The sequence below is a fragment of the Cytobacillus oceanisediminis genome, from assembly GCF_003182355.1.
Taxonomy (GTDB): Bacteria; Bacillota; Bacilli; order Bacillales; family Cytobacillaceae; genus Cytobacillus; species Cytobacillus oceanisediminis_A.
This window is the reverse complement of record NZ_QGTW01000023.1, coordinates 21,367-43,056: the sequence shown is the minus strand read 5'-3', so window position 1 is coordinate 43,056 and position 21,690 is coordinate 21,367. Positions and strand designations below refer to the sequence as shown.

Annotated in this window: 21 protein-coding genes and 2 tRNA genes; 21 read left to right on the top strand and 2 right to left on the bottom strand. The window is 41.4% G+C overall.

Features of this window, described 5'->3' with window-relative positions; genetic code table 11:
* Positions 1-263: 263 nt before the first annotated feature.
* The 21 genes from yabG to DFO73_RS26510 all read left to right on the top strand — a co-directional run bounded on the left by yabG (position 264) and on the right by DFO73_RS26510 (position 21,143).
* Positions 264-1,148 carry a sporulation peptidase YabG gene (yabG, locus tag DFO73_RS26610; protein WP_110067676.1) on the top strand — a complete coding sequence of 295 codons (885 nt, stop codon included), beginning with the start codon at positions 264-266 and terminating at the stop codon, positions 1,146-1,148.
* Positions 1,149-1,467: 319 nt separating this feature from the next.
* Positions 1,468-1,731: a biofilm formation stimulator Veg gene (veg, locus tag DFO73_RS26605; protein WP_110067675.1), complete on the top strand. Its 264-nt coding sequence runs from the start codon at positions 1,468-1,470 to the stop codon at positions 1,729-1,731.
* Between the two features lie 156 nt (positions 1,732-1,887).
* Positions 1,888-2,058 carry a small, acid-soluble spore protein, alpha/beta type gene (locus DFO73_RS26600; protein WP_110067693.1) on the top strand — a complete coding sequence of 57 codons (171 nt, stop codon included), beginning with the start codon at positions 1,888-1,890 and terminating at the stop codon, positions 2,056-2,058.
* A 491-nt stretch (positions 2,059-2,549) separates the two neighbouring features.
* A complete protein-coding gene (ispE, locus tag DFO73_RS26595; RefSeq protein ID WP_110067674.1) occupies positions 2,550-3,419 on the top strand; it encodes a 4-(cytidine 5'-diphospho)-2-C-methyl-D-erythritol kinase in 870 nt (289 codons plus the stop codon).
* A 60-nt stretch (positions 3,420-3,479) separates the two neighbouring features.
* Positions 3,480-4,298: a pur operon repressor gene (purR, locus tag DFO73_RS26590; RefSeq protein WP_110067673.1), complete on the top strand. Its 819-nt coding sequence runs from the start codon at positions 3,480-3,482 to the stop codon at positions 4,296-4,298.
* A gap of 114 nt (positions 4,299-4,412) precedes the next feature.
* Positions 4,413-4,787: a RidA family protein gene (locus DFO73_RS26585; RefSeq protein ID WP_110067672.1), complete on the top strand. Its 375-nt coding sequence runs from the start codon at positions 4,413-4,415 to the stop codon at positions 4,785-4,787.
* 202 nt (positions 4,788-4,989) lie between these two features.
* Positions 4,990-5,280, top strand: coding sequence for a septation regulator SpoVG (spoVG, locus tag DFO73_RS26580; protein WP_009336662.1), 291 nt, complete (start codon positions 4,990-4,992; stop codon positions 5,278-5,280).
* A 266-nt stretch (positions 5,281-5,546) separates the two neighbouring features.
* The gene (gene glmU / locus DFO73_RS26575; protein ID WP_110067671.1) at positions 5,547-6,914 is read left to right on the top strand and encodes a bifunctional UDP-N-acetylglucosamine diphosphorylase/glucosamine-1-phosphate N-acetyltransferase GlmU; all 1,368 of its coding nucleotides are present in this window, start codon (positions 5,547-5,549) and stop codon (positions 6,912-6,914) included.
* A gap of 125 nt (positions 6,915-7,039) precedes the next feature.
* A complete protein-coding gene (locus tag DFO73_RS26570) occupies positions 7,040-7,996 on the top strand; it encodes a ribose-phosphate diphosphokinase (protein WP_110067670.1) in 957 nt (318 codons plus the stop codon).
* 175 nt (positions 7,997-8,171) lie between these two features.
* On the top strand, positions 8,172-8,822 hold the full coding sequence (locus DFO73_RS26565) for a 50S ribosomal protein L25/general stress protein Ctc (protein ID WP_110067669.1): 651 nt from the start codon (positions 8,172-8,174) through the stop codon (positions 8,820-8,822).
* A gap of 266 nt (positions 8,823-9,088) precedes the next feature.
* Positions 9,089-9,649, top strand: a complete 561-nt coding sequence (pth, locus tag DFO73_RS26560) for an aminoacyl-tRNA hydrolase (RefSeq protein WP_110067668.1) — start codon at positions 9,089-9,091, stop codon at positions 9,647-9,649.
* A 128-nt stretch (positions 9,650-9,777) separates the two neighbouring features.
* A complete protein-coding gene (locus tag DFO73_RS26555) occupies positions 9,778-10,008 on the top strand; it encodes an anti-sigma-F factor Fin family protein (RefSeq protein ID WP_110067667.1) in 231 nt (76 codons plus the stop codon).
* A gap of 362 nt (positions 10,009-10,370) precedes the next feature.
* Complete coding sequence (gene mfd, locus DFO73_RS26550; RefSeq protein WP_110067666.1) at positions 10,371-13,910, top strand: transcription-repair coupling factor; 3,540 nt, start codon at positions 10,371-10,373, stop codon at positions 13,908-13,910.
* Positions 13,911-14,443: 533 nt separating this feature from the next.
* The gene (gene spoVT / locus DFO73_RS26545) at positions 14,444-14,980 is read left to right on the top strand and encodes a stage V sporulation protein T (RefSeq protein WP_110067665.1); all 537 of its coding nucleotides are present in this window, start codon (positions 14,444-14,446) and stop codon (positions 14,978-14,980) included.
* 273 nt (positions 14,981-15,253) lie between these two features.
* Positions 15,254-16,861, top strand: a complete 1,608-nt coding sequence (locus tag DFO73_RS26540; protein ID WP_110067664.1) for a putative polysaccharide biosynthesis protein — start codon at positions 15,254-15,256, stop codon at positions 16,859-16,861.
* 8 nt (positions 16,862-16,869) lie between these two features.
* Positions 16,870-18,324, top strand: coding sequence for a nucleoside triphosphate pyrophosphohydrolase (gene mazG / locus DFO73_RS26535; RefSeq protein ID WP_110067663.1), 1,455 nt, complete (start codon positions 16,870-16,872; stop codon positions 18,322-18,324).
* A 29-nt stretch (positions 18,325-18,353) separates the two neighbouring features.
* On the top strand, positions 18,354-18,620 hold the full coding sequence (locus DFO73_RS26530) for an RNA-binding S4 domain-containing protein (protein ID WP_110067662.1): 267 nt from the start codon (positions 18,354-18,356) through the stop codon (positions 18,618-18,620).
* A 360-nt stretch (positions 18,621-18,980) separates the two neighbouring features.
* Entirely contained in the window at positions 18,981-19,283 is a 303-nt protein-coding gene (gene yabP, locus DFO73_RS26525; protein ID WP_026583004.1) for a sporulation protein YabP, read from the top strand.
* On the top strand, positions 19,280-19,912 hold the full coding sequence (gene yabQ / locus DFO73_RS26520; RefSeq protein ID WP_110067661.1) for a spore cortex biosynthesis protein YabQ: 633 nt from the start codon (positions 19,280-19,282) through the stop codon (positions 19,910-19,912). Before yabP ends, yabQ begins: the two co-directional genes overlap by 4 nt.
* A 15-nt stretch (positions 19,913-19,927) precedes the next feature.
* Positions 19,928-20,338 carry an FtsB family cell division protein gene (locus DFO73_RS26515; RefSeq protein WP_110067660.1) on the top strand — a complete coding sequence of 137 codons (411 nt, stop codon included), beginning with the start codon at positions 19,928-19,930 and terminating at the stop codon, positions 20,336-20,338.
* A 346-nt stretch (positions 20,339-20,684) separates the two neighbouring features.
* Complete coding sequence (locus DFO73_RS26510) at positions 20,685-21,143, top strand: S1 domain-containing RNA-binding protein (protein WP_110067659.1); 459 nt, start codon at positions 20,685-20,687, stop codon at positions 21,141-21,143.
* Between the two features lie 160 nt (positions 21,144-21,303).
* Here DFO73_RS26510 and DFO73_RS26505 read toward each other — a convergent pair.
* Both DFO73_RS26505 and DFO73_RS26500 read right to left on the bottom strand, forming a co-directional pair.
* Positions 21,304-21,375 (bottom strand) — tRNA-Glu (locus DFO73_RS26505).
* Between the two features lie 164 nt (positions 21,376-21,539).
* Positions 21,540-21,613 (bottom strand) — tRNA-Met (locus DFO73_RS26500).
* Positions 21,614-21,690 lie beyond the last annotated feature (77 nt).

The following is a 21,690-nucleotide window of genomic DNA, read 5'->3' as shown; positions in this document are numbered from 1 at the left end:
CAGGCAGATTTAACAGAGCCTTCTTAAAAAATCAGATTTAAAATAAATCAAAGCCTGCTAAAAGCAGGCTTTTTTTTATAGCCATAATGCGGCTGTGAATAAGGCATCTAATCTCCTTTTATACGCACATGTTTATAGACGAATGCATAATTTATGACATAAATATTAATCCCGTCAGCGGTCTTATCCCGTTAATGAAGTATAAAAGCCAAAGAGATTAGAAAAGCCCTTATTCTCATTGTGGGCCAATTGGAGTGACGACATTGACTATAAATATTATGGATATCGTCGGAAGAATTTCTTATCGCTGTGATATTCTATTCCGTGTGATTGATATTAAAGAACAGAACGGCAAGAAAATGGCCGTTTTATTTGGAGAGGATATTCGTCTTGTTGCCGATGCTCCCTATGAAGATTTAATCGTCATCAACCAGGCGGACCGAATGAAAATCGAACAGGAGTATAGATCTCTTGAAGAGCAGTCCTTTCAGCTTTTCAGACAGGATATAGCCCTTTTAAGAGAAAAACAGGAGTATGAGGTCACAGACGGCTACAGCAAGACACTTAATTATTTTCAGATACCAGGAAGAGTGCTGCATCTGGATGGAGATCCCTCATATTTAAAGAAATGCCTGAGTGTATATGACAAAATAGGCATCCCGGTTACAGGCATTCATTGCAATGAAAAGGAAATGCCGATGAAAATCGGACAGCTCATCGATCATTACAGGCCTGATATCCTGGTTGTTACCGGTCATGATGCATATTCCAAGTCCAAAGGAAAGAAATCGGATATTAATGCTTACAGGCATTCCAGGGAATTTGTGCAAACGGTAAGAGAAGCCAGAAAAAAGATTCCCCATCTGGATCAGCTCGTTATTTTTGCAGGGGCCTGCCAATCCCACTTTGAATCATTGATCCATGCAGGTGCAAACTTTGCGAGCTCCCCTTCAAGGGTAAATATTCATGCTCTTGACCCCGTTTATATTGTAGCTAAAGTAAGCCTTACTCCTTTTATGGAAAGAATTAATGTATGGGATATCTTAAGAAACACATTAACAGGTGAAAAGGGGTTGGGAGGTATTGAAACGCGAGGTGTTTTGAGAACAGGAATGCCTTTTAATGACGAACAGTTAAATGAATCATAATCCGGCAAGCCGTTTATATTTATGGAACGGCTTGTTTTTTTGTTACAACAAAAAAGCATAAAGCTACAAATTATGATGTATTTTGACATTCAAAACCTCTGGAAAGAGAAGAGGAACAGCTGATAGATCGCTTTCCAAACGGATCTTTAAAAACGATACATATTCTTTTAAGTTTAAGGTAATCCTAAAATTGTTGAAAATTAGAAGAAAAAGTAGAAGAAAACATATTGACATTTATTTTTAAAGACTGTTATAATTTATATTTTTATTTGACAGTATTGTGTCAGTGTGATATACTTTACATAGTGAGGTGGACCGAATGGCAAAAACATTATTGGATATTAAAAAAGCTCTTGATTCAAATCTTGGAAAAAGGCTCTTGCTAAAAGCAAATGGCGGACGCAGAAAGACCATTGAGCGTTCAGGTGTTTTGGCAGAAACGTACCCTTCCGTATTTGTGATTGAATTAGATCAAGATGAAAATGCATTTGAACGTGTATCTTATAGCTATGCGGATGTTTTAACAGAAACGGTTCAAATTACATTCTACGAAGACACATCAGGACAGGTTGCTTTAAGCTAACATATATTTTACAGCAGAGCGGTGAACATTTTGTTTGCTGCTTTTTGTTTTGTCTTTTTTTGCTGAGGGGCTGTTTATTCAGGATAAATAAGGGTCTTATGAATAGAAGGTCCCTGTTCCATAATAAAAGTACCGCAGTAAAAGGAGATGTTAATGTTGGGCGGAAGAAGAGGCGTTATGTCAAATGGTTTAAAAGAAGAAATCGCAAAAGAGCTTGGGTTTTATGATGTAGTCCAAAAAGAAGGCTGGGGCGGCATTCGTGCCAAAGATGCCGGCAATATGGTGAAGCGGGCTATCGAAATGGCACAGCAAAATCTTAGCAAATAACACATAGCTTTGTTCATTGTTTCAACCATTAACAATAAAAAAAGTACTGCGGCTGCCGGAGCTTACGCTTCGGCATTTATTATTTAGAAATGTCTCTAAAAGGCCGAAAATCTCAAAAGAACCTTATTATTCAGGCCCTTGCGCTTTTCTGTTCAATTTGTGGTAAAATAGGACAAAAAATGGAGACGCTCTATAAGAAAAGCATAAGGCACCTGTTATGTGGAATGCAGATGAAAATGCCGCGTCCTGGGGCAACGTCTGCATGACCCGCATCCTCCCAAAAACTACCGCTTTTAGTCGTACGATGAGTACGCTGACAAAGCTTTCCTTGTCCTGCGGGCCTCAAGCATAAGACAAGCCTGCATAAAGGTTGTTCTTTAACCTTCTTGACGGATTGGCTTATGACCTCGAGCCGATGATGCCTGGAGCTAGACAGTTATCAAAGTTCAATTTTATAAATTTTTTTATATTTAAAGAAGTAGGTGGAAATGTTGAAGGTCATGGTTAAGGCACCTGCTAAAATCAATTTGTCATTGGATGTTTTACATAAAAGGGAAGATGGCTATCATGAAGTTGAAATGATTATGACAACTATTGATTTGGCGGACCGCCTGGAATTAACGCTTTTAGACAAAAATGAAATAAAAATTATCTCGCATAACCGTTTTGTCCCGGATGATCAGCGGAATCTGGCATATCAGGCTGCGCATCTTCTTAAAGAACGGTTTCGAGTGCAAAAAGGTGTAGCCATTACAATCGAAAAAACGATTCCTGTTGCTGCAGGACTTGCGGGCGGAAGCAGTGATGCGGCAGCTACACTTAGAGGTCTAAACAAGCTATGGGAATTAGGCCTTTCAATGGATGAACTTGCTGAAATTGGTTCGGAAATTGGTTCGGATGTGTCTTTTTGTGTTTATGGAGGGACTGCTTTGGCAAAAGGAAGAGGAGAAGTGATTAAAGAGCTTCCCGCACCTCCTACTTGCTGGGTAATACTGGCCAAGCCATTTATCGGCGTATCGACAGCGGATGTTTATAGAAGGCTGGATGTAAGCCAGGTACACCATCCGAATACTGGCGGAATGATTGAAGCTATACATAACGGAAGCTATGCAGGGGTTTGCCATAATCTCGGAAATGTTCTTGAGGATGTAACATTGCAGATGCATCCTGAGGTGGCGCAAATTAAAGACCAAATGAAAAGGTTTGGGGCAGATGCTGTCCTGATGAGCGGCAGCGGCCCTACTGTGTTTGGACTTGTCCACCATGATTCAAGAATGCATCGGATTTATAATGGCTTAAGAGGATTCTGTGATCAGGTGTTTGCTGTCAGAATGCTTGGGGAAAGGCATAGGCTTGATTAAATCCGTATATTAATGGTATATTATCGTTAAAATATTCGGATTTACATGGGGGTTCCACAAATGAAATTTCGCAGAAGCGAACGGTTAATAGATATGACCAATTATTTATTAAACCATCCGCGTCAGCTGGTATCCTTAACTTTCTTTTCAGAAAGATATGGTTCTGCCAAGTCCTCCATTAGCGAGGATTTAACAATCATTAAAGAAACATTTGAGCAGAGGGGAATAGGTACACTGCAGACCGTTTCCGGAGCAGCTGGCGGAGTCAAGTTCAATGTAAAGGTAACGGATGATGAGGCTCGTCCATTTGTAGATGAGCTATGCGGCCTGATAGCCAGTCCAGAAAGGCTTTTGCCGGGCGGATATCTGTATATGACCGACATATTGGGGGATCCACTGATTGTCCAGCGTGCCGGTAGACTATTTGCCTCCGCATTTGCAGATAAACCAATTGATGTCGTAATGACAGTGGCTACCAAAGGGATACCCCTCGCATATGCTGCCGCTAACTATCTCAATGTACCTGTTGTCATTGTAAGGCGGGACAGCAAGGTGACAGAAGGTTCGACTGTAAGCATTAATTATGTGTCAGGATCGGCAAAAAGGATCCAAACGATGGTTCTCTCAAAACGAAGCCTTCCGGAAGGATCCAATGTCTTAATCATCGATGACTTTATGAAAGCCGGCGGAACAGTGAATGGCATGGTCAGCATGCTGGAGGAATTTAAAGCCAATCTGGCTGGGATTGCTGTCCTGGTTGAGGCTGAAAAAGCAGAAGAACGGCTGGTTGATGAGTACCTTTCTCTTGTGCGCCTCTCCGATGTAGATGTACGGGAAAAGAAGATCAATGTAAGTGAAGGAAACTATTTTAAAAAATAGGTTACGTTTAAAGCACATTATTTACCGCCTGCCGTTCGCTGAGTACCAGGAGCGGAAATTAACAGGCAAGTTTAACAGAGCTAAAAATAAATGATATTTTTAGGGGGAGAATTCATGAAAATCATTCAAACAAACCAGGCTCCTGCAGCAATTGGGCCATATTCACAAGGAATTACAGTCAACAATCTTTTTTACAGCTCAGGACAGATTCCGCTTACAGCAGAAGGAGCAATGATTGAGGGTGATGTAAAAGTGCAGACTCACCAGGTTTTTAAAAACCTTCAGTCTGTATTGGAAGAGGCAGGTGCTTCTTTAAATACTGTTGTAAAAACAACTGTATTTATAAAAGACATGAATGATTTTTCAGCAATCAATGAAGTGTATGGAGAATATTTCAGCACGCATAAGCCCGCACGTTCCTGTGTAGAGGTAGCCCGCCTTCCGAAGGATGCATTGGTGGAGATAGAAGTAGTTGCGCTCGTTAAATAAAACGGGCGTTTTTTTATTATCCAAAATAGAGGAAAAAATTCTGATATAAGAGGCGTAACTAGAGCTTTATCTGCAATTTTGATAAAAGCAAAAAGATGAACAAAATATTCAAAAAATATTTTCCCATTTAAGAAGGAGAATTAGGAAATATGTTGAATTTATAAAATTAGGATTATATCTTCTGGAAAAGGTGGTGAACAGAATGGAAGTGACAGACGTTAGATTACGCCGCGTCAATACGGATGGACGAATGAGGGCTATCGCATCTATTACTTTGGATCATGAATTTGTTGTTCATGATATTCGTGTGATTGATGGGAACAATGGCTTATTTGTAGCTATGCCTAGCAAACGTACTCCGGATGGAGAATTTAGAGATATTGCTCACCCAATTAACTCAGGAACGCGCGGTAAAATCCAGGAGGCTGTATTAGCCGAGTACCACCGTTTAGGTGAATTAGAAGTTGAATTTGAAGAAGCCGGTGCTTCCTAAAGAATAAAACAACAAGGGCCTACTTCATAAGTAAGGCTCTTTTTTATTTTTTCAGCTTTTTAGCTCTAAGCCCGCCAGATAATGGAGGGGCTTAGGGCTTTTTTTTATATTTCCTGTACCCTGTCTTTTGGGGAAATAAACCATTTTTTGTGAAAATACCGTTTACGGTAATGACAAATATTTGTACTTTGTTATCATTCCTTGAAATAAGAGCCCATTTAAGATATATTCTTAATGGATAAAAAGGTTAAATTGGAGGCCTGTAAATGTCTAATCGATACGCGGTAATTTTAGCCGCAGGCCAGGGGACAAGAATGAAGTCAAAGCTTTATAAAGTCCTTCATCCTGTGTGCGGTAAACCGATGGTTCAACATGTTGTTGATCAAGTTTCAAAGCTTAATATAAAAGAAATTGTCACTATTACAGGGCATGGCGCCGAGATGGTTGAAGAACAGCTGGGTTCAAGCAGCAAATATGCTCTTCAGGTGGAGCAGCTTGGTACAGCACATGCCGTAATGCAGGCACGCGAATTGCTTGAAGGGAAAGAAGGCGTCACCATCGTTGTTTGTGGAGATACTCCGCTTATCAAGCATGAAACAATGGAAGCGCTTTTTAAGCATCATGAAGAGCTTTCTGCAAAAGCGACTATTTTAACTGCGCATGCGGAAAGTCCATTTGGATATGGGCGTGTAATCCGCAATGAGCAGGCTATGGTTGAAAAAATCGTAGAACACAAAGATGCTTCAGAAGAAGAGCGCAAGATTAAAGAAATCAATACTGGAACTTACTGCTTTGATAATAAAGCACTTTTTGAAGCCTTGAACAAGGTTACAAATGATAATGTCCAGGGCGAATATTACCTTCCGGATGTCATTGAAATCCTTAAAAATGAGGGTGAAATCGTTACGGCTTATCAAACAGCCGATTTTGAGGAGACTTTAGGTGTCAATGACCGGGTAGCACTATCCCAGGCAGAAACATTCATGAAAAAGCGGATAAATGAAGAACATATGCGTAATGGAGTTACAATCATTGATCCGTTAAACACATATATTGGTGCGGATGTTAAAATTGGTTCTGATACTGTGCTTTACCCTGGAACCATTCTTTCAGGCAATACGCTAATTGGTTCAGATTGCGTTATTGGACCTCATACGGAGATATCCGATTGCCATATAGGGGATCAGACAGTAATCCGCCAATCTGCAGCATATGACAGCCATATTGGCTCACAGGTGAATATTGGGCCATTTGCCCATATTCGTCCGCAATCTGACATTCACGATGAAGTGAAAATCGGTAACTTTGTTGAAGTGAAAAAGTCTGTCTTTGGAAAAGGGAGCAAGGCTTCTCATCTAAGCTATATTGGCGATGCAGAAATTGGCAAGGATGTTAATTTGGGCTGCGGTTCAATTACTGTCAATTATGATGGCAAAAATAAATACCTGACCAAAATAGAAGATGGTGTGTTTATTGGCTGTAACTCAAATCTGGTTGCACCGGTAACTATTGGTGAAGGTGCTTATGTAGCAGCAGGATCAACCATTACAGAGGATGTTCCGGGTGAAGCCCTTTCCATTGCCCGTGCACGCCAGGTCAATAAGGAAAATTACGTTCAAAAGCTAAACAAGTAAACAAAAGGAAATTTTAAAAAGGAGGACAAAAAGAGCGGAGAAGCAAGCTGACGCAGGAATTCGACAGTTCTTTTTCCCGGACTTTTAAACATCCTCAGTAAGAAATAATGCGATGGAGGCCCAACATGTCTAACCAGTATTTAGATCCAAATTTAAAGGTGTTCAGTTTAAATTCAAACCGGAAGCTAGCTGCAGAAATTGCAAATGTCATTGGTGTAGAGCTGGGGAAATGTTCTGTGACCCGTTTTAGCGATGGTGAAATCCAAATCAATATTGAGGAAAGTATCCGCGGATGCGATGTGTACGTTATCCAATCCACAAGCTCTCCTGTTAATGAGCACTTAATGGAGCTCTTGATTATGATTGATGCGCTTAAACGTGCATCTGCAAAAACAATCAACATTGTTATGCCTTACTATGGCTATGCCCGCCAGGACCGCAAAGCCAGAGCGCGTGAGCCAATTACAGCTAAGCTTGCGGCGAACTTGCTTGAAACAGCAGGTGCGACCCGCGTAATCACACTTGACTTGCATGCGCCACAGATTCAAGGTTTCTTCGATATTCCTATTGATCATTTAATGGGAGTGCCGATCCTGTCTGATTACTTTAAGAACAAAATCATGGATGGCGATATCGTAATCGTATCTCCTGACCATGGCGGTGTAACACGCGCACGTAAAATGGCTGATCGCCTTAAGGCTCCAATTGCCATAATTGATAAGCGCCGTCCGAAGCCAAATGTTGCAGAAGTCATGAACATTGTGGGTAACATTGATGGAAAAATTGCCATCTTAATCGATGATATTATTGATACCGCCGGAACGATAACACTAGCGGCCAATGCCCTTGTTGAAAATGGCGCATCAGAAGTGTATGCATGCTGTACGCATCCTGTCCTATCAGGTCCTGCAATCGAAAGAATCGAAAACTCAACCATTAAAGAGCTGGTTGTGACAAATTCAATCACTCTTGCAGAAGAAAAGAAAACAGATAAGATTGTTGAACTATCAGTAGCGCCGCTTATCGGGGAAGCTATTATCCGTGTGCATGAAGAGCAATCTGTCAGCACGCTGTTCGATTGATAGTAAAATTAAAAAAACAGGCCAGGCTTGCTGAAAAGCAAGCCTGCTGTGCTATCATTAAATAAGTAATAAAGCTGAAAAAACTAAAACGTTTAGACTTTCTCATTTTAGGGCATTTTTTTATATAGACAGTTCATGACTTTATAACTTCTAAAATGAGAAAGGGGATGTATTTATGACAGCTGTATTGCAAGCGAAAGAAAGAAAAGGATCACGTAATTCCCACTTAACCGCATTGCGCGAGGAAGGAAATATTCCTGCTGTATTGTATGGTTCCAAGCTTGAGAGCAAATCCATCTATTTAAGTGGAGCTGATTTCCTTAAGACGATTAAGGAGGTTGGCAGAAATGGTGTTTTCTCCTTGGATTTGAATGGGAATAAATTTGATGTAATGTTGGGCGACTATCAGTCCAATCCTTTAAAAAATGAAATTGTCCATGCTGATTTCCTGGCTGTGGATATGACAAAGGAAATCACTGCCGATGTACGTGTTGTGCTGGTTGGGGATGCAGCAGGAGTGAAGGACGGCGGGGTAATGCAGCAGTCCATGCATGAGGTATCTGTAACAGCTACGCCAAGCAATATTCCTTCTGCTGTTGAAGTCGATGTTACCGATCTTCAGGTGAATGAGACTTTAACGGTAGCTGACATTAAGGGTAATCGCGGCTATGAAATTAATAACGAAGAAGAACAGGTTATTGCTTCTATTCTCCCTCCAAGACAGGAGGAAGAAATTAATAGCGGCGAGGAACAGGAAGCAGGTACACCTGAAAGCGAAGAAGGAAGAGAAACAACAGCAAATGAAGATAAAGCAAGTGAGGAATAGGCTGAGCGAAGCCTTTTCAAGCAGGGGCTGGCCCGATAGGCATCATATCGTCAGCCCCTGTTTTCTTGCATAGATGCAGGATCGCCGGCAAGGGCAGGCAAAGAATGCATTGTAAAAATTGGGTGGAGCGGCTCCTTTCCCAGGTACCGCACTTTTCAGTAAAATTAAGAAGAATAACTTAACAGTTGTTTAGCTCCGAGCGCTATCGTCTTGGGCTTGTCGCTGATAAGCGAGTGCTCTGAGCTTTTCTATTATGGGGTGAAATAATGAAGCTGATTGTAGGGTTGGGGAATCCCGGCAAGCAATATGATAAAACGAGACATAATATTGGCTTTGATGTAATTGATGTCTTATCAGAACGGCTGAATATTCCTTTGAATCAAGCAAAATTGAAAGGGGTATTCGGAACAGGATATGTGAACGGAGAAAAGGTTTTTCTGCTTAAGCCTCTTACATATATGAATTTATCCGGGGAATCCATCCGGGCTGTTATGGATTATTTTGAGATTAATGATGAAGAACTGGTTGTCATTTATGATGACCTGGATCTGCCTGTGGGTAAGATTCGGCTTCGGCAAAAAGGCAGCGCTGGCGGGCACAATGGCATTAAATCGACAATCGCCCATCTGGGGACACAGGAATTTAACAGAATAAGAGTAGGCATTGATCGGCCTCCAAACGGCATGAAGGTCCCCGATTATGTATTGGGGCGGTTCACAAAAGAAGAACAGGAAGTCATGGACGAAGTGGCTAAAAGATGTGCGGATGCCTGTGAAGAGTGGTTCAAAAAACCATTTTTACAGGTAATGAATGATTTTAATCAATAAACTTCATATTTTTTTGTTTCTATCATAGAATAATGTATCTTTAAACATTGTCTCATTGGCTCTATGAATAAGTTCCCGCTCAAAGGCCCATAATAGGATTATGGAAAGTTTGACGGGGAGGGACAGGCATGGCTATTCATTATCATTGCCGTCATTGCGGAACGAAGATTGGCTCGATTGAGAATGACTCTGTTCATACAGAGCAACTTGGATTTCACAAATTAAATGATGAGGAACGCCAGGAAATGATCTCATATGACCAGTCAGGAAACCTGAATGTAAAAGCTATTTGCGAGGATTGCCAGGAATCACTTGAACGCAATCCTGATTACCATCAACAGGACTTTATTATTCATTAACAAGCTTTGGAGACAATCCAAAGCATTTTTCTATTTCTATTTTCTGACGCCATCCTTATTACCCGGGGGTTTTATTCATCTTCCCCGGTGGGCTGGCTGAATGCTTGTGTTTGACATTATACTTATTTTTAGTCTGCATCATTCCCTGCTATTCAGTTTTATTGGGGATGTTTTTAATAGATACCCATTTATAGAGTGCTTGTTCCACAACGCGTTTTTTTAGTAAGATTATGATAACAAAAGCGGCTGTGAAGTGAGATCGCTTATAAAAGGATACGAAAGTATTACTATTTCAAATTTGGCAGTTATCTAGCTTTGAGCGCATAAAGCGGCGCTTGTGTTTTTCATTAGGAGGGGCTTTCATGTTAGGTCTTAAACAGATTATAAGCCAGCAGGATGATGTAAGTTCCATCTTGTCTGGAATAGAGGAAGGGTTAAGGGAGCAGATGCTTGCGGGTTTATCCGGATCTGCGCGCACGCTGTTTTTATCTTCCGTATATGAGCAATCCGAAAGGCCGATGCTGGTTGTAACCCATAACCTTTTGCAGGCCCAGAAATTATACGATGATATCGTGAATCTGGCAGGAGAAACAGATGTATTTTTATATCCTGCAAATGAACTCATTGCAGCTGAAATCGGAATTGCAAGCCCGGAATTGAAGGCCCAGCGGATAGAGGCTTTGAATTATTGGAGTAAAAATAAAAAAGGAATCATGATTGTCCCGATGGCAGGGTTAAGGAAGATTCTGCCGCCTCCATCCCACTGGAGCAAATACCAGTTATCCTTAAAGGTTGGCGATGAACTGACTGAGGATCAATTAAAGAGTTTTGTCCAAATGGGCTATGTTCGATCTGAAATGGTTTCTTCACCAGGAGAATTTAGTGTCAGAGGCGGAATTATTGATATTTATCCGTTAACAGAGGCAGATCCGGTCAGAATTGAGCTTTTTGATACAGATGTTGATTCAATCCGCACATTTTCTTTGGAAGACCAGCGGTCAAAAGATAAGTTGACCGAATTCTCAATTGGTCCAGCAACCGAAATACCGCTTGATGCTGAGCATTTTAATAAATTGATTGAAAAACTGGAAAATGGCTTGGGTGCAAGCCTGAAAAAACTAAAGGACGATAAAGCAAAAACCCAGCTGGCACAGAATGTAGGCTATGAATTGGAACAGCTGAGAATGGGGAACAAGCCTGAACAGCTTTTCAAATACCTATCGTTTGCATTTGATGAAGGAAGTAGTTTAATAGACTACCTTCCAGCCAATGGCTTGATTTTCATAGATGAAATCAGCCGTGTACAGGAAATGAATGATTCCCTTGAGAAGGAAGAAGCGGAATGGTATACAAGTCTGCTAGGAGAAGGCCTGATCATCCACAATGTTAAGGTATCCCATAACTTAAAGGAGTTTTTGCATAGGTCTAAGCAGCCGATTACGTATATGTCCTTGTTCTTAAGGCATGTACCGAACACAAATCCGCAGAACATCATCAACATTTCCTGCAAGCAAATGCAGAATTTCCATGGCCAGATGCACGTGCTTAAAAGTGAACTGGAAAGATGGAGAAAAGGCAAGTATTCTGTTGTTTTCCTGGGTCCAGACGAAGAGCGTGTCAAAAAGCTTCAAAGAGTCCTTGAGGATTATGAAATTGATGCAGCTTTTGTAAATGCCAATCAGCCTCTTTTGAAAGGCAAGGTGCAAATTTTGGAAGGAACCCTTCAAACAGGGTTTGAGCTTCCGAGCCAAAAGCTTGCTGTTATTACGGAAGAAGAACTTTTTAATAAGCGCACCAAAAAGAAGGCGCGCAGGCAAAAGTTATCCAATGCGGAGAGAATTAAAAGCTATTCCGAGCTAAAAGTCGGCGACTATGTCGTTCATGTAAACCATGGTATAGGAAAGTATTTGGGGATTGAAACGCTTGAAATTAACGGAGTCCATAAGGATTATCTTCATATACGTTACCAGGGTAGTGATAAGCTTTATGTACCAGTTGAGCAAATTGATCTTGTCCAGAAATATGTTGGCTCGGAAGCGAAAGAGCCGAAGATTTATAAATTGGGCGGAAATGATTGGAAAAGGGTTAAGAAAAAGGTTGAATCATCTGTACAGGATATTGCAGATGACTTGATCAAGCTCTATGCTGAGCGTGAGGCATCAAAGGGTTATGCGTTCAGTCCTGACGGAGATATGCAAAGAGAGTTTGAATCAGCGTTCCCATACCAGGAAACAGAGGACCAGGTTCGTTCCATTCATGAAATCAAAAAGGATATGGAAAGGGAACGCCCGATGGACCGCTTGCTATGCGGCGATGTAGGCTATGGTAAGACAGAAGTCGCTATCCGTGCAGCTTTTAAGGCGATTGCAGATGGGAAACAGGTTGCTTTCCTAGTACCGACCACCATCCTTGCCCAGCAGCATTATGAAACGATGAGAGAGCGATTCCAGGATTATCCGATAGAAATCGGACTTTTAAGCAGATTCAAGACGAAAAAACAGCAAACAGAAACCTTAAAAGGCTTAAAGGCAGGGACTATTGACGTAGTTGTCGGCACACACCGGATTTTGTCGAAAGATATCCAATATAGAGATTTAGGCCTGCTCATTATTGATGAAGAGCAGCGCTTTGGTGTGACACATAAAGAGAAGATCAAGCAGCTTAAGACGAATGTAGATGTCCTTACGCTGACAGCAACGCCAATCCCGAGAACCCTGCATATGTCAATGCTTGGAGTCCGGGACTTATCTGTCATTGAGACTCCGCCGGAAAACCGATTCCCGGTCCAGACATACGTAATGGAATACAACGGCTCGTTAGTCCGCGAAGCAATAGAGAGGGAACTGGCAAGGGATGGACAGGTCTATTTTCTATATAACCGTGTAGAGGATATAGAACGAAAAGCTGAGGAAATATCCATGTTAGTTCCAGATGCAAGGGTAACTTATGCCCATGGGAAAATGACGGAAAATGAGTTAGAATCTGTAATGTTAAGCTTTCTTGAAGGCGAGTCCGATGTTCTTGTCAGCACGACCATCATAGAAACAGGAGTCGATATTCCGAATGTCAATACACTGATTGTCCATGATGCTGACAAAATGGGCCTTTCTCAGCTTTATCAGTTAAGGGGAAGGGTTGGCCGTTCCAACAGGGTTGCATATGCTTATTTCACATACCGAAAAGATAAAGTTTTAACAGAGGTAGCCGAAAAGCGGCTTCAGGCAATAAAAGAATTTACGGAACTCGGATCAGGTTTTAAAATCGCCATGCGAGATTTATCGATCAGGGGTGCCGGTAATTTATTGGGAGCCGAACAGCATGGATTCATCGATTCAGTTGGTTTTGATCTTTATTCTCAAATGCTTAAAGAAGCGATTGAAGAAAGAAAAGAGAAAATTGGCGGCGGAGAAGAAAAAGCGCCAAAAATTGAAATCGATTTGGATGTGGATGCTTATATTCCAGATTTCTATTTGTCTGATGGACATCAGAAAATTGAAATGTATAAACGTTTCCGTGGAATTTCATCGCTGGAAGATGTGGAAGAACTGCAGGATGAGATGATCGACCGCTTTGGCGAGTATCCTGAAGAGGTAGCTTATTTATTCCAGATTGCTGAAATGAAGGTCTATGGAGAGCTTGCAGGCATTGAGACTGTTAAGCAATCGAAGAATGAAGTGCTGATTCTCTTATCCGAAAAAGCCAGCGAAAATATTGACGGCCAAAAAATATTCCAGATCACAAGCAAATACGGAAGAATGATTGGCCTTGGAATGGAAGGCAAGAAATTGAAGGCTGTCCTCCATATTAAAGGAACTAAAACAAATGAATGGCTCAACATCGCATACGAAGTAATAAAAGGAATGCATGAAGCTAAAAAAGGGCAACAGCATCCAACTGCGTAAAAACATGGAAATATCTCTGTTAATAAAATGAAACAATAGAAATGTTTATCTGTTCCATTCAAGGGTAATTTTTATTTGAGGGATCATTTGGAATGTTTATCCGGTTTTGGAATCTATAACATCTAAGAGAAAAAGTTTTTGTGCACGTATATAACTTTCCATATGAAAGATACTAAGTTCAAACATGGCGATGTATTCATTTTCTCCCAATATGAATCATAGCCAAAAGAGGAAAGAGTAAGTGCTGCGCTGAAGATAGAATTGTCTAGCTCCAGCGCCTAGCCCCTCGAGTCATAAGCCAAATCACTCCAGAAATCAGGAAAGGAACGCTTCGGCAGCAATACATCGCCCGACCAAAGCGAGCTTTGGGAGGTTTCCTGCGTGATTCGTCTTATGCTTGTCGGACTGGCACAGGATGTGCTGGCATCTGCGTTCGCCACAGGACGTGGCGGTTTTTTAGCAGATGTTCATACATCCTGATGTGCGCTTCCGCTTTTCTAAAAAATCATCAGATGAAAGTGAGGCAACGTTGGATGAAAGCAACTGGTATAGTTCGTCGTATCGATGATTTGGGTCGTGTAGTAATCCCTAAAGAAATCCGCAGAACATTGCGTATACGTGAAGGGGACCCGCTGGAGATTTTCGTAGATCGTGATGGAGAAGTCATCTTAAAGAAATATTCACCAATAAGTGAACTGAGCGATTTTGCAAAAGAATACGCAGAAGCCTTATATGACAGCCTGGGAAATCCAGTGTTAATCTGTGACAGAGATACTTACATTGCTGTTGCAGGCGGTTCTAAAAAAGATTACTTAAACAAAAATATAAGCGATCTTGTTGAAAAAACAATGGAAGAGCGCAGCTCGGTCCTGGTTAACCAGCCTGGCGATATCTCGCTTGTTGACGGGAACACAGAATCTTCCTCCGCTTATACAATTGGCCCTATCATTGCAAACGGAGACCCGATTGGAGCAGTCATAATTTTTGCTAAAGAAGATTCATTAGGCGATGTGGAACAAAAAGCAGTTGAAACAGCTGCAGGTTTCCTTGCCAGACAAATGGAATCATAAAAATGAATACTTTATGAAAGGGGTAGCGGAATGCTGCCTTTTTTCTTTGTATACAGCTCATAACGGATCCCTGCAAAAAACATGGTATTCGCGTACAAATCGCAGGGACCTGCGCGAAAACGAGGAACAGCCGCGCACAAAAGCCTGTAATCCGCGCAAAGTTTAACCCTGGCTGTAAACAATTCGTATTTTAAATTTAAAAAGAAAGCAATCTGATGTATCATCCCTGATATGCTATAATACTTTCGAATTCATTTGGAAGGAGATGGGCAATTGAAGCCCGTTCATACATCAGGCGATCTATTTAAAGGGGCCTTTATCCTGACGGTCGCTGCCCTTGTAACAAAAATTCTAAGCGCTATTTACCGTGTGCCTTTTCAAAACATTGTCGGTGATGTAGGCTTTTATATTTATCAGCAGGTGTATCCCTTCTATGGGATTATTTTAGTGTTATCTACATATGGATTTCCTGTTGTGATTTCCAAGCTTTATGCCGAACAGGCTGCTTTAGAAAGGGAAAAGGATGTCCAAAATTTATTCGTGGTCTCTGCTCTTGTCCTGACAATAATAGGATTTACAGGATTCTCAATTCTTTATTGGGGATCAGATTGGCTGGCTGCCAGGATGAACGACCCGCAGCTTGCAGTTTTGCTCAAGGTGGTCGCGGTTGTATTTCTCATTTTTCCCATTGTCTCTATGTTAAGAGGCTTCTTTCAGGGAAAGGGTAATATGGTTCCTACTGCTGTTTCACAGGTAGGGGAACAGCTTGTGAGAGTCGCAACCATTCTGCTTGCAGCCTTTTTATTGGTACGGGGAGGATACTCTCTCTATATTGTGGGAGGGGGCGCCCTTTTGGGGGCAATAACCGGCGGATTTACTGCCGCTCTTATATTAATTACATTTTTCTATATAAAACAAAGAAGGAATCTTCCATCGTTAATTGAAATTGATTTTAAAAAAAGCGTCAAAATTGCCAAGGTGCTTATCATCCAGGGGTTCGCGATTTGCATCAGCAGCCTCGTCCTTATTTTTATCCAGCTGGCGGATTCATTAAATCTGTACTCGCTCCTGGTATCCTCCGGTTATGAGGGGGAACAGGCGAAAGAGCTGAAAGGTGTGTATGACCGCGGCCAGCCGATTGTGCAGCTTGGCATGGTCGTAGCGACGTCGATGTCTTTGTCGCTTGTACCGCTTATCTCCAAAGAAAAAATGAAAAACCAGGCTGCTTTTCTGCATGATAAAATCAGGCTTGCTCTGCAAATAGGCATTCTCGTTGGGGCTGGTGCGACGGCTGGGTTATGGAATATTATTGAACCTGCAAATGTTATGCTTTTTGAAAATATATCCGGATCGGATGTCCTTTCAATTCTTAGTATTTTAATCTTTTTGAGTTCGATGATTATAACCATTACAGCTATTCTGCAGGGACTGGGATTTATCCTTTTTCCGGCGGCTGCGATTCTTTTGGGCATTGTCATTAAGTATGGATTGAACATACTATTGGTACCATCGTACGGAACAATTGGTGCAGCAGCAGCATCCTGCCTTGCTCTTGCAGCGGTTCTGCTGCTTCTTATATTCAAGCTTCGGAGCTATTTGAAAATACCACTGCTTCCCATCCGTTTTTTATTTGTCGTTGGTTTGGCAGCGGCCATCATGTCCATTGTTTTACAGCTATACCTCCAGGCAACAGGAAAGTTCACAGATTTTGAACATGACCGGCTCTATGCTGGTTTTCAGGCATTAAGTGCTGTAGTTTTAGGAGGCTTCACTTATTTGTTCATTGTGTTTAAAGGGAATACTTTTAAAGAGGAAGAGCTCGCTCTGCTTCCATTTGGAAGCAAATTAATGTTCTTGCTGCCTAAAAAGAATAGGAGATGAATAATTTTATGAAAAAAATAACCATTCTCGGGCTTGGAGCGGGAGATTTGGATCAGCTTCCTTTAGGTGTCTATAAAAAGCTTAAAAATTCAGGTGCCCTCTATTTACGGACAAAGGAGCATCCTGTTCTCCGTGACCTCGAGCAAGAAGGGCTGCAGTATCAGTCTTTTGATAGCGTATATGAAAAACACGGTCAGTTTGAAGAGGTTTATGAGGAAATATGCGAATCCCTGCTGGAGGCAGCTCTGGCTAATGATATTACATATGGAGTGCCAGGCCATCCGCTCGTGGCAGAAAGAACGGTTCAGCTTCTGATTGAGCGAGCGCCAAATAAGGATATTGAGATAGAGATCGGAGGAGGACAGAGTTTCCTCGACCCTTTGTTTCAAGCATTGAAAATCGATCCAATCGAAGGATTTCAACTCCTTGATGGAACCGATTTAAACAGGGATGAAATCGAAGTTGAACAGCATGTCATTATTGGACAGGTGTATGACCAATTTGCAGCCAGTGAAGTCAAGCTTACACTAATGGAAAAGCTGCCTTATGACTATGAGGTATTTATAGTGACGGCTGCTGGCAGCAAGGAAGAGAAAATTAGAAAAGTTCCTTTGCATGAGCTTGACCATGATATGGAGCTGAATAACTTAACCTCTGTATATGTGCCGCCTGCGAAGGATGAAACGATTTTATATAAGGGTTTTTCAAAGCTTCGAAGCATTATTGCTGAATTGCGTGGGCCGAACGGCTGCCCATGGGATCTTAAACAGACCCATGGTTCACTGAAAAAGTACTTAATTGAAGAAGCATATGAGCTGATCGAAGCAATTGATAATGAAGATAGCGACCATATGGCAGAAGAGCTTGGAGATGTCCTTCTTCAGGTTATGCTTCATGCCCAGATTGGGGAGGATGAAGGCTATTTTACCATTGATGATGTCATTCAGGGACTTTCTGAGAAAATGGTCCGCCGCCATCCGCATGTGTTTGGTAATGTACAGGCTGAAAATGAAGAGGAAGTTTTAAAAAATTGGCAAAGCATTAAACAGGAAGAAAAAGGTGAGAAGCAGGAATTCATTATGGATAATGTGCCTAAATCTTTCCCTAATTTAATGAGGGCTGCTGAAATTCAAAAAAAAGCGGCAAAAGTTGGCTTTGATTGGAAGGAAGTCGAACCCGCCTGGGAGAAAGTGAAGGAAGAGATTTCTGAATTCGAATCAGAAGCAAGGAATAAAAGCAGCCAGATGGAAGCGGAATTTGGAGATATTCTTTTTGCGCTGGTCAATATCGCCCGTTTCTATAAAATTGATGCGGAAGAAGCGACAAGAAAAACGAATGAAAAATTTATCCGCCGTTTTTCATATGTGGAAGAACGTGTAAAGGAAAGCGGCAGAAATTTTGAAGACTATACGCTAGAGCAGCTTGATGAATATTGGAATGAAGCAAAAGCAAAAGGATACTAAAATAGTGTAACAAGAGGAGTGGCGGACAAATGAGATTGGATAAATTTTTAAAAGTATCAAGGCTTATTAAAAGAAGAACACTGGCAAAAGAAGTTTCCGATCAGGGAAGGATTTCAATTAACGGCCAGCAGGCTAAGGCCAGCTCGACCGTTAAAGTTGGGGATGAGCTTCAAATCCGATTTGGACAAAAGCTGGTTACTGTTAAAGTGGAGCGCCTGCAGGAAACGACCCGGAAGGAAGAGGCTGCGGAAATGTATTCAATTATAAAGGAAGAAAAGGCCGAAACTGAAGCATAATTTTTTTGAAAGAGCTGGAAATCTTTGAACTTTGATACCTGTCCAGCTCCACAAGGAACGCTTTGGCAGGGAAATCACCGCACGATTATAAGCGTTAGCTTTTAGGAGAAGTGCCTACCCCCCTCGAGAGCACAAGCCATTCCTCCTAAAAAGGTAAAAAACACCTTTCCGTGAGACTCGTCTTGTGCTGGGCCCGCAGGAAGCGGGTCATGCAGACGTTGCCATAGGACATGGCGTCTTTAGTCTGCGTTCTGCTTAACCAAGAGCCTTCCGCTTTTCTTAATGGCTTGTTCTATTTTTATATCCCTATTCATAAACATGTACAAAAAGGTTGTACTATGTGATTGCGAGGGATGAATTATGAGCCAATATTATGAGTCAAGTTCAAACAAAGTGAATACCCAGGAGCATGATGTCATTATGAGGGGCAGGAGGCTGCTGGATATTACAGGGGTCAAACAGGTAGAAAGCTTTGATAATGAAGAGTTTTTGCTGGAAACGGTGATGGGCTTCCTGGCGATTAGAGGGCAGAATCTGCAGATGAAGAATTTGGATGTAGACAAGGGAATTGTTTCCATAAAGGGGAAGGTATTTGACCTCGTATATATAGACGATCAGAATGGAGATAAAGCTAAAGGTTTCTTTAGCAAATTATTCCGATGACACTGACCACTCAATTTATGACCATGCTGGCCATGATCGGCATGGGAAGTGTCTTTGGGGCTGCCCTTGATACCTATAATCGTTTTCTTAAGAGGACCAAGCGTAAAAGCTGGATTATTTTTATTAACGATATCCTTTTTTGGCTGCTGCAGGGATTGGCTATCTTTTATATTTTATTTCTGGTTAATAAAGGTGAATTGAGGTTTTATATTTTCGTTGCCTTGCTATGCGGTTTTGCCGCTTATCAAAGTTTATTTAAAAAAATGTATTTGCGGGTATTGGAGATTTCCATCAGAATGGCAATCTCCATATACCGCTTTTTAGTTAAGGCGTTTACTCTAGTCATTTATAAACCCTTCCAAGGACTTATAACCGCGTTGATTGCCATCACTGTTATGCTTGGAAAGGGACTTTATTCCCTTTTGAAAATCGCTTTACGGGTCATTTGGTTTACATTAAAGGTGATTTTTCTGCCTGTCAAATGGATTTTGTCACTTTTGTGGAAACTTTTGCCGAAAAATATTAAAAAATCCGTCGAGAAGTTATATAATAAATTGGCAGGATATTTACAGCAGATAAAGAATTATGTTTTAAAGTGGATCTCAAAGTGGAAAAAGCATAAAGAGTAAGGAGGGAATGCGAAAGTGAGTGTCAGCAAGAAAAGAAATGTAGCCAAAATTGAAACAAGCTATGTCAGACAGCAGGAAGCGGCAGAGATCAGTGCGGGCCGGAAAAGAAAGCTTTTATTTAGAAGATTAGCAGCCTTTTTTACACTGGCAGCCGTACTTTCTTTTTTTATGATCTCTACACTCGTTTCGCAATCTGTTGCTCTGGAAGAAAAAGTGGAAGAGAAAAACCGGCTTGACAAGGAGCTAGCTGCGCTACAGAAGAAAGAAGTCATTCTTGAAGAGGAAATTGTTAAATTGAATGATGATGAATATATAGCAAAGCTTGCCAGGAAGGACTATTTCTTATCCGACAATAATGAAATCATTTTTAATCTCCCTGAAGAGACAGAGAAGAATAAGAAGAATAAGGAAAAATCAACCGACTAGAGGCTGTATTGACACTTTTTTTTTGAATTCTGTATAATATATAGAAAGTATGATTTATCGCAGATTAACAGGCAGTAACCCTTCGCTTATAAAGTAAGGCTTAATGAGGTTATTAAAAAGGAAACTGCCTGTAAAGGCCCGGTTAAAAGAACTTTGACTAAAAACGCCACATCCTGTGGCAACGTCTGAGTGACCCGCATCGTGCGGGCCTCAACTAACCATCAGTGGATGTGTGTGAAAATATAATTCTGTAAGGCTTGGAAAAGCTGTAGATGTATGATGTCATAATCACTAATTACCCTGATGGAAGTTTCACTTTATATCTTTCAAGGAGGCAATTTTTTTAATGTCAATCGAAGTAGGCAGCAAGTTACAAGGAAAGGTCACAGGTATTACAAATTTCGGAGCATTTGTGGAGCTGCCGGAAGGCTCAACCGGTCTGGTGCACATAAGTGAAGTCGCAGACAATTATGTCAAAGATATTAATGATCACCTAAAAGTAGGTGATATGGTCGAAGTGAAAGTCATTAATGTCGAAAAGGATGGCAAGATCGGTTTATCCATCAAGAAGGCAAAAGACCGGCCTGAGCGATCTGAAAGACCTGAAAGAGGCGACAGAAAAGAATTTAGAGGACATTCAAATTCTGGCCGTCCTCGTCATGGCAGAACAAATGATAACCGCCCATCCAAAGAGAATTTTGAATCAAAAATGGCTCGATTCTTAAAGGATAGCGAAGATCGTCTGTCATCACTAAAACGCCACACTGAATCCAAACGTGGAGGAAGAGGCGCAAGACGGGGATAACTTGCTGCTGATCTTGATATATAGCAGAGTAAATTAAAACAAGTCCGCACCGGGCTTGTTTTTTTGTGCGCTTCTAGATGTTTAGTAATATTTTAGTTTGGGTATAAAACCTTTCTTTATATCAAAAAAGCATCAGCCTAAGGCTGACGCTTCTTTGAAATGACCCGTACGGGATTCGAACCCGTGTTACCGCCGTGAAAGGGCGGTGTCTTAACCGCTTGACCAACGGGCCTTGGTAAAATTCAATTTTTGTAGCTTCCTAAATTATAGGAGTTCAGCTTCAGCGCGTAGGGTCTCGAGGTCATAAGCCAATCTGTCAAAAAGGTAAAGTACAACCTTTCTGCCACCTTGTCTTATGCTTGTCGCCCCTGGGCAACGCGCTTCCGCGTGCTTTGATAGCGGCGGAGGGGATCGAACCCCCGACCTCACGGGTATGAACCGTACGCTCTAGCCAGCTGAGCTACACCGCCATATTTTCATAGATTAACAGTTGTGCCTTAAAGCACAAGATTTATAATACAAAGTTTTAAAAAAGAAGTCAATAAAA